Here is a 13,096-nt window from a genome sequence, read left to right on the forward strand (position 1 = left end):
TACTGACCTTGATTAATTACTTAGCGTAATTTTAGAGTCGCGAGACCCAGTAACACTAAAAACAACGAGATAATCCAAAAACGCACGATTACACGCGGCTCTGGCCACCCTTTTAACTCATAGTGATGATGAATAGGTGCCATACGGAAAATTCGTTGACCACGTAACTTATACGAACCCACCTGCAATATCACCGATACCGTTTCCATCACAAACACGCCACCCATGATCACTAATAAAATCTCTTGGCGAACCAAAATAGCAATCACACCTAATGCAGCACCCAACGCTAATGAGCCTACATCGCCCATAAACACTTGTGCTGGGTAGGTGTTGAACCATAAAAAACCTAAACCTGCACCGACCATAGCCGTACACACAATCACCAATTCACCGGCTAACGGTAAATGAGGTAGGTGCAAATAACTGGCAAATTGTGCATGACCAGATAAGTAAGCGATTAATGCAAACGCAGCCGCAACCATTACGGTTGGCATAATCGCCAAACCATCTAAGCCGTCGGTTAAGTTCACTGCGTTACTGGCACCCACAATGGTGAAGTAAGCTAATAAAATAAACATAAAGCCCAGTTGCGGCATAATATCTTTAAAAAACGGCACAACTAATTGTGTTTCGCCAACCATGGTTGATGAGCTATACAAATACACTGCAACCACTAAAGCGGCAATTGACTGCAGCGCGTATTTCCAACGTGCAATTAGGCCTTTAGAATCTTTCTTAACCACTTTACGGTAATCATCAATAAAACCAATGACACCAAAACTGGCTAGTACAAATAAAGTGACTAATACATAACGATTAGATAAGTCGCCCCACAGCAGCACACTGATAAAAATGCCCGCAAGGATAAGAATTCCGCCCATTGTCGGTGTTCCACGCTTACTGAAATGCGATTCTGGACCGTCATCACGAACGACTTGACCAATTTGCAGCGTTTGCAGGTGCTTAATTAAAATCGGCCCCCACCACAAACTAAACACCAATGCAGTTAACAAGCCTAAAATAGCCCGGAACGTTACATATGAAAAAACGTTAAACCCGCTATAAAATTGGGTTAAATACTCGGCTAGATAAACCAGCATCTACACTAACTCCCCACGCCCAAAGGCATCTAATAAACTGTCCACAACTCGCTCCATAGCGGCGCTGCGGGAACCTTTAACTAAAACGGTGATATTACCTTTGGTACTTGTTAACTGTTTTTGCAATGCCACGATTAATGGCTCTTGAGCACAAAAGTGTTCACTGCCAAATGCTTCACTGGTATTTGCCGACAACTGGCCGCAACAAAATAGCGACTCTATGGCTGCATTTTTAACCTGTAATCCAATGCTGGCGTGCAAAGGGGCAGCATTGTCGCCTAATTCGCCTAAATCTCCCAGCACTAAACAACGATATCCATCACGTTGCTGCAACCAATTAATCGCCGCACTTACTGACGTTGGATTAGCGTTATAGCTATCATCAATTAATAACACTCGACCAAGCTCATGGGGCTGCATACGACCCTTTACCGGTTTAAGCAAAGCAAAGCCTTGTGCGATGTCGTAAAGCGATATATCTAAAGCAATACACATAGATGCTGCAGCCAGAGCATTACTCACTTGATGCAGACCCGCCAATGGCAATTGCACCACTTCTTGCTGTCCATCAAAGGTTAATGTAAACCGATAACAACCATTGGCATCTGCCACTATGTCTGTTGCGGTAACATCGGCATCGACATTCATTTCACGGCTAAAACGCAGGTGTTTGTGCCCTTGCGACTGTTGCAGCATAAAGTCTGCAAACTTGTCGTCAGCATTAATAATCGCCGTGCCATCTTGAGCAAGATGATTAAAAATTTCAGATTTAGCCTGAGCAACACCTTCCAGCGAACCAAATCCTTCAAGATGAGCATTGCCGACATTATTCACTAACGCGACTTGAGGCAGCACTAACGACGAGGTGTAATCGATCTCACCACGATGATTTGCGCCAAGTTCAAATACCCCATATTCATCACCTTTACTTAACCGTAGCAAAGTTAACGGCACACCAATTTCGTTGTTAAAATTGCCGGCGGTAAATAACACTTGGTGATGTTGAGATAAAATAGTGGCCAGCATTTCTTTAACGCTGGTTTTGCCGTTTGACCCCGTTAACGCGACGCAAATAGGCGCCACGGTTTGGCGCACAAACGCTCCCATCTTGCCCATAGCCTTTTGGGTATCGGCAACTACAATTTGCGCAATATCGGCGGCAAAAGGATGGTCGACTAATAGATGATCGACCAACAGTGCTGCTGCACCATTTTTAATCGCAGTATCAACAAAGTCATGGCCATCAAAACGCTCGCCTTTTAACGCGATAAATAAACATTGAGCTGGAATGTTGCGACTGTCAGTACTGACACTCGTAATCACTCCGTCTTGGCCGTGTAGGGTGCCATTAAGATGCTGGGCTAATATCGACATAGTGACACTAATCATGATGCCTCCTGAGACAACTTGAATGCTAAGGCGCGTTCATCATAATCAATACGTTGTCCTGCCACTTCTTGATAGGTTTCATGCCCCTTGCCAGCAAGCAGTACAATATCGTCAACGTGTGCCAATGCAACAACATGGGTAATGGCTTCAATACGGTCTACTTGAGTAAGCACGTTTTGAGGCTGACTAATACCCTGTAAAATATCGTCAATAATGGTTTGTGGATCTTCACTACGGGCATTGTCACTTGTGATCATCACTTTATCTGCATATTGCTCAGCGGCTTGTGCCATCAAAGGACGTTTACCTTTGTCACGATCGCCACCGCAGCCGAATACACACCACAGAGTTCCTTTGCAGTGCAATCTTAATGCTTTTAACGCTTGCTCAATTGCATCTGGAGTATGGGCATAGTCAACAACCAAAGTCGCGCTGTTAGTAGATGAAAAACGCTCCATACGACCCGCAACAGGAACCAACAACGGCAGCACCGCCAAAATAGATGCCATTGGCTTGCCCTGTAAATACAGCACAGCTATTGCTGCCACTAGGTTAGACAAGTTAAATGCACCTAATAGCGGCGAGTCAAGCTGCACACTTACAGGAAGCCCACTATTAATCTCGACAAAATGCAATGTCGCGGTGACACCTGCATCATGATATTCAATGGCATCACAGTAAAAGTCGGCAGCAGAATTACCATGAATGCTGAATGACTTATTCTTTTCATTCTCAAGTTGGGTCAACCATTTCTCGCCCACGGCATCATCAATATTAATCACACCATGTTTTACACTAGGAAATTGAAATAAGCGTTTTTTAGCCGCAGCGTAAGAATCCATATCACCGTGATAATCTAGATGATCACGGCTTAAATTAGTAAACACTGCTATCTCAAATGGTGCCGCTTCTACTCGTCCTTGTACTAAACCATGGCTAGACACTTCCATAGCACACAGTTCAGCCCCTTTAGCAGCAAACTCACTAAGCTGGCGCATAACCGTTATTGCATCAGCAGTCGTATTGCCACTATCAACAAGTTGGCCCCACAAACCATTACCTAATGTGCCCATCACAGCGGCTTGATGGCCAAGTAAATGGACAATTTGAGCAATAATTTGGCTTACAGAAGTTTTGCCATTGGTACCGGTTATTCCAATCAAAGATAACGATTGGTTATTGGATAAGTAAAACTGAGCAGCAACGGCCGACAATTGGCGGCCTAGTTGGCAAAAAAACACTAATGGCACAGTATATTGAAGACGATCGACGATGCCATGTTCATCTGGATTATCGGTATGGATCAGTATCGCCGTTGCTCCAGCGTTAATCGCTTGAGGAATGAATACTCGACCATCGACTTTATGACCAGGTAACGCCACAAATAAACCGCCACGTTCTACGTCACGGCTGTCTAGTGTTAACCCATTAATGGATTCGCGGCCAGAGTAATGGAACCACGGCGCTAATAAATCATTTAATAACATTATTCTGCGCTCCTCGCGCAGTGGCCAAATGAACAGCCTCCTGCTCTGAAATTGGTTCTACATTAAGCATTTGCAAAGCACCTGACATTATTTTAGCAAAAGCAGGGCCGGCAACATCGCCACCGTAATATTTGTCGCCTTTGGGTTCATTAATCACAACTGAAATAGCCAAGCGTGGTTTATGAACCGGAGCTACACCAGCAAATAAAGCGACATAATCATCGCCATACCCCCCAGCAACGGCTTTACGGCTTGTACCTGATTTACCTGCAACGGGGTAACCATCAATATGTGCTTTGGTTCCTGTGCCTCCCGTTTCAGTCACCCCAACGAGCATTTCCATTACGTCATAGGCGACTTTATTTGAAATAACCTGCTCGCCTTTAGGTGGCTGTCTCAGTTTTAAAATCGATACTGGATAAAGTATTCCACCACTGCCTAGCGTGGCGTACATACGTGCAATTTGTAATGGTGTCGCGGTAAAGCCATAACCAAAAGACAGGGTGGCGCGTTCAAAGTCAGACCAACGATGGCGATTATGAATTAATCCGGCACTTTCACCGGTTAAATTAATCCCCGAATAATTACCTAATCCCATGGATTGGTATGTACCGAGTAATTGTTCAACAGGCATAGACAAGGACAGCTTACTAATGCCCACGTTACTCGATTTAACCAAAATTTTGGCTAACGTCATGTCACCATAGTTATTCGAATCGCGAACTTGACGTCCACCAATCCGCATCCACCCTGGTGATGTCGAGATCAATTCATTTACTTTCACTGTGCCAGAATCTAGAGCCGCTGCAACAACAAAAGGTTTAATAGTAGACCCGGGTTCAAATGTGTCAGTTAAGGCACGATTACGCATACGGTGAGGCTGTAAATTATCTCGGGCATTGGGATTATATGAAGGCGTATTTACCATCGCTAGCACTTCGCCAGTGGTCACATCGATGACCACCACAGACCCTGAAGTCGCTTGGTATACTTCTGTCGCACGTTTCAATTCACGATATGCCAACTGCTGAATACGTTGATCGATACTGAGCACTAAATCGTTAGAGCTTTCGCCTTCTTGCACGATATCTAAACGCTCAACCACACTGCCATCACGGGCTTTACGTACTTTTTGCTTAGAAGGTGTTCCTGTTAACCAAGTATTATAAGTATTTTCGATGCCTTCAATGCCCACATCATCGATATTAGTGATACCAATTAACTGTGCAGCCGTTTCACCAGCAGGATAGTAACGACGGGATTCTGATTTAAGGTAAATACCACCAATTTTAAGCTGCTCAATATAGTCAGCAACAGCAGAGGTCACTTGACGTTTAAGATATACAAAGCGCTTTTTAGGATTGTTTTTGACTTTCCTGACCAATACATCGACAGGTTCCTGCAGAACATCAGCAAGAGCTTGCCAACGTCGCATGTCTTTAAATGCATCTTGATCATGAGCATGTTTAGGATCAGCCCACACAGCTCGCACAGGAACACTAACCGCGAGCATATCGCCATTGCGATCGGTGATTAAGCCTCGCTGAACTTGATTGCTGGTTGTGCGTAATGTGCGCATATCACTTTCGTGACGCAGTTTATCTGGCTCAATAATTTGAATATAGGCCGCACGTGCAACTAGACTGCAAAATAATAACAAAACGAACCCCACCACAACGTATAAACGCCATGGAATAAGTTCGTGACCTAATTTTTGCTTTGCTTGTCTAGCCATATTCCCTATGCTCACTGGACTCGAATGATAACTTCCTCCTTAGGAAGCGGCCGAGACATATTTAATTCTTTGGTTGCCATCCGAGTCACACGACTGTGCTCTGATTGCGATTGTTCTTCTAATAATAGGTTTCGCCATTCAATATCTAAGCGATCTTGCTCTTGTAGAAGTTGATCCCATTGAGTAATCAACTTACGTGTTACATGGCTGGTATAAACGACGGCTACGCCATTCATCACAACCAAAATACTCAACAGCAATACCCACTTGTGGTGCCAAATGTCATGTAACACAATCCGAGGCAAATTTAATGGTGATTGGCTCACATTACCCTCAGTGGTTAATAATCCAGACGTTCGGCAACTCGTAATACTGAGCTACGCGCACGTGGATTTTGCTCTAATTCTGCATCAGAAGGCTTTAGTGCCTTACTAACCGCCTTTAATTTGCGCGATTTATTAAGCTCTGCTTCCATGATAGGCAATCCATATGGCACGCTTTCAGCTTGGCTATGGCGGCGAATGAAACGCTTAACCATACGGTCTTCTAACGAATGAAAACTGATCACCGATAGACGTCCTTGGGGTGCTAATACTGCTAATGCGCCTTCAAGTGCTTGATCGATTTGTTCTAATTCACTGTTAATATAAATACGAATAGCCTGGAACACCCGCGTTGCAGGATGCTTATTACGCTCTTTGTTTTTAGTGATGCGCGCGATTAAATCGGCTAAATCTTTGGTACGCAAAAAAGGTGTTTTTTCGCGATCGGCAGCGATACAACGTGCAATGTGGCGCGAATTTTTTTCTTCGCCGTAGGTTTTAAATACCCATGCCATATCTTCAATTTCTGCACGCGCTATCCACTGCGCCGCAGTTTGCCCTTGGCTATTGTCCATGCGCATATCGAGCGGGCCATCACGTAAAAAACTAAAGCCACGTTCAGCATCGTCTAATTGTGGTGACGACACGCCAAGATCAAGCAATACACCATTAATTTTACCGGTTAACCCAAGTTCCTCGACATACTCAGCTAATTGACCAAAGCCACCGTGTACGATTTGAAAACGTGGATCATCAGCAAACTGTTTTGCAGCTTCAATGGCTTGTGGATCACGATCAATTGCAATTAAACGACCATTTTCGCCTAAATGGCTTAATACATGACGCGAATGCCCACCTCGGCCAAACGTGCCATCAATGTAGATGCCATCACTTTGGATATTGAGACCATCAACGGTCTCATTCAATAATACTGATAAATGGGCAAACTCTTGGCTCATTGGGTTCTTCTAACCTTTTTGGTCATTACAGTGAAAAGTGTGCCAAGCGTTCATTGCTGGCTAAATCTTGGCTTTGAATGAGCGCATTGCCATCATCCATTTGTTGCTGCCAAGCACTCTCTTCCCATAATTCAAATTTATTCAGTAAGCCCACCAGCATGGTTTTCTTTTCTAAACTGGCGAAACTTCGCAATGCCGGCGGAATCACAATACGTCCGTGGCTGTCTAGTTCACAATCTTGTGCGTGACCTAGTAATTTTCGTTTAAAGGAACGCTCAAGTGGATCGGTATCAGAAAGCAATCTTAGCTTTGCTTCAATCTGCTCCCATTCATGTAACGGATAAATCAACAAACAAGCAGCGTCAATATCAACGGTCATAATCACAGTACCGGCATGCTCCACACGTAACGCATCACGGTATCTCGCTGGAATAGCGATCCGCCCTTTAGCATCCATGTTGATTGCACTGGCACCACGAAACACGTTATTTAGCCCTTAATGTTGTCATTTGATCCACAATGATCCACTTCTTCCCACAAATGCTAAGTTTAGGGACTCTATGCAAGTGTTGTCAAGCAATGGACAGATATATTAAATCCAGACCCCAAGCGGGTTAGCAGCAAATTAATATCAAGCGGGATGAATGACAGAGCTGTCATAGGAAAACAGCTAAAAATCAGGGTAAATGAGTTAAACCAGAGACATAACGGTCACTTTATCGGCTAAAATAGACTCGCGATCTTTTTAATTAATGTTATTTAATCGTTCGAATGCTCCATCTTTACCTCGTAATATTGCTCAACAGCTCAATTTTAAGCACATTAAAAATCAACAAATAGTCGACTGAGTCGATTTTCTACGTTTAAAAAAGCTCTTTATTTTATGCTTATGCCTGTCGAGCATCTTCAATATCAGTATTATTGAGGCGAAAACACCTCTCTATTCACCTTGCTGTATCGTATTGCACAGGTAAATTGCTTAGGTAAATAACACTGCTAAATAACACTGCTAAAACAACTTTTGATCATTAGATTACTGCTAAACCTCAACTGCTAAACATCGATTACTAAGCATCAATGGCTAAGTATTAACGACCAAAAATCGATTGCAGAACATCACGGTGTATAACATTAACCCTGCATGTTGAGGGCAAGCATTTTATCAATTCATCTCGCAATCACAGTTAATTATTCTTAATGCCTTAATGGGATGTACGGTGATGATGACTCAACAATAAACAGTTAAAAGCAGTGTTATCACTTAAGAAATTACGCTACAGCGATATCGATCTGCTCAACGCTGTGTCCTGTTAACTTCGTTGCATTAATAGGCAATAGATAAGCTATTGACGCGGAAATACGCCTTTAGAGGTCGTAAATGGGAAAATATCGCGACGTTAACGTTATTCTATTGCCCTTGGTACATCATTGAATAACTGATAAAAATAATGAAATGAGCATAATTGATAACACCCATACCAACAGGGAGCCAGTCAACCAAGAGTATGAAAGAGGTAATTAAACGATCCAAAATCTAAATAAGATTAAATTTTAATCAAATTAAGCCGATAAACAGTTATGATGATAAACATCCAACTTCATTTCACCGTCACAGGAGAGCAACATGAGTATCGACAGCATTTATGCCATGCTAGCTAGACCTGTACAGGCAGTGAGTGAGCGTAAGAGGATTGTTGAACAAGTCAAACATACCAGTGCGATAAGTGCAGACAGCCACGAGGCACCTCAGTCACAATTACCCCCCAGCATTACTCATAAAATGCCGATTCAACGGCAGGAAGCGCCACGTCAAGAAAGACGCGCCAAACCTAGAACGGTTAATGAGAAAAAAAATCTAGGTAGTCGAATGAGGCGAATGAAAACGGATAAGCGATTCTCCACTCGGGGAGAAACCGCTAGTCAGCTTATTGATATTGAAGTGTAATATTTACTTCGTTTACCCAACGTCACCATTAGGGCTCACTTGAGATACAGCTTTCTGCCAGCCCTTATATAAGGTTGCACGAGTCTCTATATCCATTGTTGAGGTAAACTCCCGCTCGGTAGACAGCATGGTTTTTAATTCATCGGTCGACTTCCATACACCAACAGCCAAGCCAGCGAGGAATGCAGCTCCCATCGCAGTGGTTTCTGTTACTTGCGGACGAATAACCGTTACCCCAGTAATGTCGGCTTGAAATTGCATTAAAAAGTCATTCGCTACCGCACCACCATCCACTCGAATTTGTGTTAACGGTACATTAGAGTCTTTGCTCATAGCATCAAGCACATCACGAGACTGGTATGCAATTGCTTCTAATGCTGCGCGAATAATATGATTCCGATTGGCTCCCCGGGTTAAACCAATAATGGCACCTCGGGCATCGGCATCCCAATAAGGCGCACCTAAACCCACAAATGCAGGCACCAAGTAAACGCCATTAGTGTCGTCTACTTTGTCGGCAAAATATTGGGTGTCACAAGCATCGGCAATAAGACCTAACTCATCACGCAACCACTGAATGACCGCGCCGCCCATAAATACCGAGCCTTCTAGGGCATAATTCACCTTTGTATCAGCGCCAATAGCAATGGTCGTTAATAACCCATGGGTAGACTCTACCGCTTTGTCACCCGTGTTCATTAACAAAAAACACCCTGTGCCATAAGTATTTTTAGCCATCCCAGGCTCAATGCACAATTGGCCAAATAACGCCGATTGTTGATCGCCAGCCATGCCCGCCACAGGAACATGATTGCCAGCCAATTCGGTATAGCCGTATATTGCGCAAGACGGTTTCACGTCAGGTAACATTGCCCGAGGGATGTTAAACAGATCAAGCAACTCTTGGTCCCACTGCTGGTCATGAATGTTAAATAACATGGTCCGAGATGCATTAGTCGGTTCGGTCACATGGACTTCACCTTGTGTGAGTTTCCACACCAACCAGGTGTCAACGGTGCCAAACAATAAATCACCGGCTTCGGCTTGTTCACGAGCGCCTTCAACATTGTTTAAAATCCACTCAACTTTTGACGCCGAAAAATATGGATCTAGTACCAGCCCAGTTTTCTGGCGCACCATATCTTCAGCACCTTGTGCTTTATGATGTTGGCATATTGCCTGGCTGCGGCGACATTGCCATACAATTGCATTACATACCGGCTTACCTGTGTGCTTGTTCCAGACAATCGTGGTTTCGCGTTGATTAGTAATCCCTATCGCGGCAACATCATGACGGCTAATGCCCGCGCGAGTTAGCACTTCAACCAAAACTGAACTTTGTGAAGACCATATCTCCATCGGATCATGCTCTACCCACCCCGCTTGCGGATAATGTTGAGTAAATTCACGATGTGCCACGGCGACAATATTCGCTTGATGATCAAACACAATGGCACGAGAACTTGTAGTGCCTTGATCTAACGCGACAATGTATTTTTTTGCAACCATCTGATTTCCTATATCATTTTGTCATTATTATTTTTATATGATTTATCTGCTTAATAAGCCGATGTGACATCGTACATCGACATATAAAATTAATGCAAGTAATTGTCACCCGTTCACAGAAAACCTCATCATTTTACTGTAGATCAGAAATAAAAAGGCCTCGCAACTGCGAGGCCTTAAATATCAACACTAGCAGAGCTTATTACATCTTATAGCTTAACTGCACACCTGTTAACCATACATCACCGGTGGCTTCACCAGTGAAGCTAACCGCTGCAAGATCTTGTAGGCCCTGAGTCTCTGTAATGGGTGCGTCACCATAAGTGCGAATGTAAGTCACACCCACATCAACATTCAAGTTTTTAGAGACTTGATAACCGGTACCCACACTGAACCATAAACGGTCAGAATCTGGAATGGTCGTGGTGCGATGCTGATCATCAACCGCAGTTGTATCTAATGCCATACCTGCACGTAATGTCCACTGGTCATTAAGGGTATAGGTGGTACCAAGCGCATAACGCCAGTTATCTTTAAAGTTCTCTTCTTTTACTACGTCTGACTCTAAGCCACCTACTGGCTTAACATCACCAGGGAAATACGCCACTAGTTGCTCAAACACACTCCATTCGGTCCAATTAACACTGGCATGCATTGCCCAGTTTTCGGTTAACTGGTGATAAGAAGCAAGTTCTGCAAATGCAGGTAACTCAATAGGTAAGTAGCCTTCTATTTCAATATTTTGACCACCGTTATAAGCCACACCAGACACATGACCGTCTAATTTAAGATCGACACTACTGTGATAAGCCAAACCGATACGGTTAGCTGAGTTAATTTGCCAGCTCGCGCCCGCTTTCCACCCATAACCAACATCATCACCTTCCATTGACTTTAAATTTGTACCACCTGAAGGTAAGCGTGCATTAATGCTTGCAGGTAAATTAGGATTAGCTTTAATCGCATCAATCCAACCTGGAGCGGTTGCACTAACTTCACCTTCACCGTACACAACACGTAAGCCAGCACCTACAGTGAATGAGTCATCAATGCGGAAAGCAACATTGGGATTAAACTCGACAGTGGTAATTGAGGTTTTACTGCCAAAAATAGCCGCTGCATCCGCTACCGGAATATCTGTTGCTAAACCATAATTTGAATTAACCGCTAGACCCCAAGTCCATTGATCATTCAACTGGTTTGAATAATAAAAGTTTGGCACAAATGCATTATCAGCAACATCATATGCGTCAGCACCAATCACTAATGGCTCTGAGCCTAATAACGGTGAAGAAATGCCGACATCACCAACCACATCAACATTTGGCATAACATAAATGCCACCCGCTGATACTTGGCGGCCTTCTAGATAAGCTAGCATGGCTGGATTACGCGCTTGAGTTGACGCATTGTCTGCAATAGCCGCTTCACCAGCAAATGCACGGCCTAAACCTGTCGCTGAATATTCTGCAAGTTGAAAACCTGCCGCGTTCACTTGAGTTGTTGCCCCAAATACAATGGCGCTAATCGCCAGTGTTAACACTGTTTTTTTCATTATGATTCTCTGTGTCTTAGTTTCAAACTGCATAAATCGACTTTTATAGAGCAAAAACTCGATTTAAATGAAGCCGCCAGTGTACTGATCCAAAAAAGCTTTGCAACTGCGTAAAGAGACGGAACAAGAAGTGAGTGATTGAATTTAAAATTGTGATCATGATCAAACTTTTAATTTTCTGCTATAAAAAAGAAACTAAAAGCGGTATAGCTGTAAACCGATTTAACATTACATAAGGAAAAGTTATTTTTTATCATTTAAAAACATTAGGTTAAATAACTTTACATAGCACGCTAGTAAGCTTAAATAATTAACGATATTCATCTAAAATAAGTCCACCCAGTACTTATATTACAAAATAGTGACATAAAAACGTTTACAATTAAAAACAAAAAAACCTCTTGATGACATCATCAAGAGGTTGTTAATTTATAGTTCATGCTATTTAAACGGTACTCTCAAACATTCCGAAATAGCCGATTATGCGAACCAGGCAGGTATGTGAGTTTCATAATCACTGATTTGTTGTTCAAATGACAACGTCAAACCAATCGCATCAAGACCATTCAATAACTTATGTCGAGCAGACTCCACTATAGTGAAATCAAACACACTTCCTGAAGGTGACGTAACTGTGAGAGCTTGTAAATCAACGGTAATTTTTGCTCCCTCATTGGCAGCCACTTCATCCATTAATTGTTGTACTTGTGCCGATGTTAATTTAACGGGTAACAGACCGTTATTAATCGAATTACCGTAAAAAATATCGGCAAACGTCGGCGCGATGATCACTCTAAAGCCAAAATCGGCTAGTGCCCATGGCGCATGCTCGCGCGACGATCCACAACCAAAGTTTTCTTGTGCTAATAAAATAGAAGCGCCTTTAAAACGAGGCTGATTAAGTACAAAATCAGGATTAGGCTGATCGCCTGCATCATCCAAGTAACGCCAATCATGAAATAAGTGCACACCAAAACCGTCACGGGTGACTTTAGACAAAAATTGCTTAGGAATAATCTGATCGGTATCGACATTAGCGCTATCAATGGCTACCGCTAAACCGGTATGGGCAGTAAATGCTTGCATGTTTA

The 13,096-nt window shown here is 43.2% G+C and carries 11 protein-coding genes; 1 reads left to right on the top strand and 10 read right to left on the bottom strand.

What is annotated here, in order from left to right; genetic code table 11:
- Positions 1 to 20: 20 nt before the first annotated feature.
- The 7 genes from mraY to mraZ are packed head-to-tail and all read right to left on the bottom strand — an operon-like array spanning position 21 to position 7,480.
- On the bottom strand, positions 21 to 1,103 hold the full coding sequence (mraY, locus tag AAEY97_RS17610; protein ID WP_011639217.1) for a phospho-N-acetylmuramoyl-pentapeptide-transferase: 1,083 nt from the start codon (positions 1,101 to 1,103) through the stop codon (positions 21 to 23).
- Entirely contained in the window at positions 1,104 to 2,492 is a 1,389-nt protein-coding gene (locus tag AAEY97_RS17615) for a UDP-N-acetylmuramoyl-tripeptide--D-alanyl-D-alanine ligase (RefSeq protein ID WP_351000453.1), read from the bottom strand.
- Positions 2,489 to 3,982, bottom strand: a complete 1,494-nt coding sequence (murE, locus tag AAEY97_RS17620; RefSeq protein ID WP_351000511.1) for a UDP-N-acetylmuramoyl-L-alanyl-D-glutamate--2,6-diaminopimelate ligase — start codon at positions 3,980 to 3,982, stop codon at positions 2,489 to 2,491. The genes AAEY97_RS17615 and murE overlap by 4 nt, the downstream gene beginning before the upstream one ends.
- Positions 3,966 to 5,714, bottom strand: coding sequence for a penicillin-binding transpeptidase domain-containing protein (locus AAEY97_RS17625; protein ID WP_101088507.1), 1,749 nt, complete (start codon positions 5,712 to 5,714; stop codon positions 3,966 to 3,968). The genes murE and AAEY97_RS17625 overlap by 17 nt, the downstream gene beginning before the upstream one ends.
- Before the next feature lie 11 nt (positions 5,715 to 5,725).
- On the bottom strand, positions 5,726 to 6,040 hold the full coding sequence (ftsL, locus tag AAEY97_RS17630; RefSeq protein WP_101088508.1) for a cell division protein FtsL: 315 nt from the start codon (positions 6,038 to 6,040) through the stop codon (positions 5,726 to 5,728).
- 14 nt (positions 6,041 to 6,054) lie between these two features.
- Positions 6,055 to 6,996 carry a 16S rRNA (cytosine(1402)-N(4))-methyltransferase RsmH gene (gene rsmH / locus AAEY97_RS17635; protein ID WP_101088509.1) on the bottom strand — a complete coding sequence of 314 codons (942 nt, stop codon included), beginning with the start codon at positions 6,994 to 6,996 and terminating at the stop codon, positions 6,055 to 6,057.
- Positions 6,997 to 7,021: 25 nt separating this feature from the next.
- Positions 7,022 to 7,480: a division/cell wall cluster transcriptional repressor MraZ gene (gene mraZ / locus AAEY97_RS17640; RefSeq protein ID WP_059746825.1), complete on the bottom strand. Its 459-nt coding sequence runs from the start codon at positions 7,478 to 7,480 to the stop codon at positions 7,022 to 7,024.
- Between the two features lie 1,140 nt (positions 7,481 to 8,620).
- Here mraZ and AAEY97_RS17645 point away from each other — a divergent pair.
- Positions 8,621 to 8,941 (top strand): hypothetical protein, encoded by a 321-nt coding sequence (locus AAEY97_RS17645; protein WP_101088510.1) that lies wholly within the window; start codon positions 8,621 to 8,623, stop codon positions 8,939 to 8,941.
- A 12-nt stretch (positions 8,942 to 8,953) separates the two neighbouring features.
- Here AAEY97_RS17645 and glpK read toward each other — a convergent pair whose 3' ends face one another.
- The 3 genes from glpK to leuD form a co-directional block, all read right to left on the bottom strand.
- Entirely contained in the window at positions 8,954 to 10,450 is a 1,497-nt protein-coding gene (gene glpK / locus AAEY97_RS17650) for a glycerol kinase GlpK (protein WP_101088511.1), read from the bottom strand.
- Between the two features lie 202 nt (positions 10,451 to 10,652).
- On the bottom strand, positions 10,653 to 12,005 hold the full coding sequence (locus tag AAEY97_RS17655) for an outer membrane protein transport protein (protein ID WP_101088512.1): 1,353 nt from the start codon (positions 12,003 to 12,005) through the stop codon (positions 10,653 to 10,655).
- A 480-nt stretch (positions 12,006 to 12,485) separates the two neighbouring features.
- Positions 12,486 to 13,091 (bottom strand): 3-isopropylmalate dehydratase small subunit, encoded by a 606-nt coding sequence (leuD, locus tag AAEY97_RS17660; RefSeq protein WP_351000459.1) that lies wholly within the window; start codon positions 13,089 to 13,091, stop codon positions 12,486 to 12,488.
- Between the last annotated feature and the right edge of the window lie 5 nt (positions 13,092 to 13,096).

Origin of the sequence: Shewanella sp. TB7-MNA-CIBAN-0143 (assembly GCF_040310065.1) — a bacterium.
Classification (GTDB): Bacteria; Pseudomonadota; Gammaproteobacteria; order Enterobacterales; family Shewanellaceae; genus Shewanella.

Coding starts and splice junctions, on each gene's coding strand:
- mraY (WP_011639217.1), bottom strand. CDS start 1,103: ATGCTGGTTTATCTAGCCGAGTATTTAACCCAATTTTATAGCGGGTTT.
- AAEY97_RS17615 (WP_351000453.1), bottom strand. CDS start 2,492: ATGATTAGTGTCACTATGTCGATATTAGCCCAGCATCTTAATGGCACC.
- AAEY97_RS17625 (WP_101088507.1), bottom strand. CDS start 5,714: ATGGCTAGACAAGCAAAGCAAAAATTAGGTCACGAACTTATTCCATGG.
- rsmH (WP_101088509.1), bottom strand. CDS start 6,996: ATGAGCCAAGAGTTTGCCCATTTATCAGTATTATTGAATGAGACCGTT.
- AAEY97_RS17645 (WP_101088510.1), top strand. CDS start 8,621: ATGAGTATCGACAGCATTTATGCCATGCTAGCTAGACCTGTACAGGCA.
- glpK (WP_101088511.1), bottom strand. CDS start 10,450: ATGGTTGCAAAAAAATACATTGTCGCGTTAGATCAAGGCACTACAAGT.
- AAEY97_RS17655 (WP_101088512.1), bottom strand. CDS start 12,005: ATGAAAAAAACAGTGTTAACACTGGCGATTAGCGCCATTGTATTTGGG.
- leuD (WP_351000459.1), bottom strand. CDS start 13,091: ATGCAAGCATTTACTGCCCATACCGGTTTAGCGGTAGCCATTGATAGC.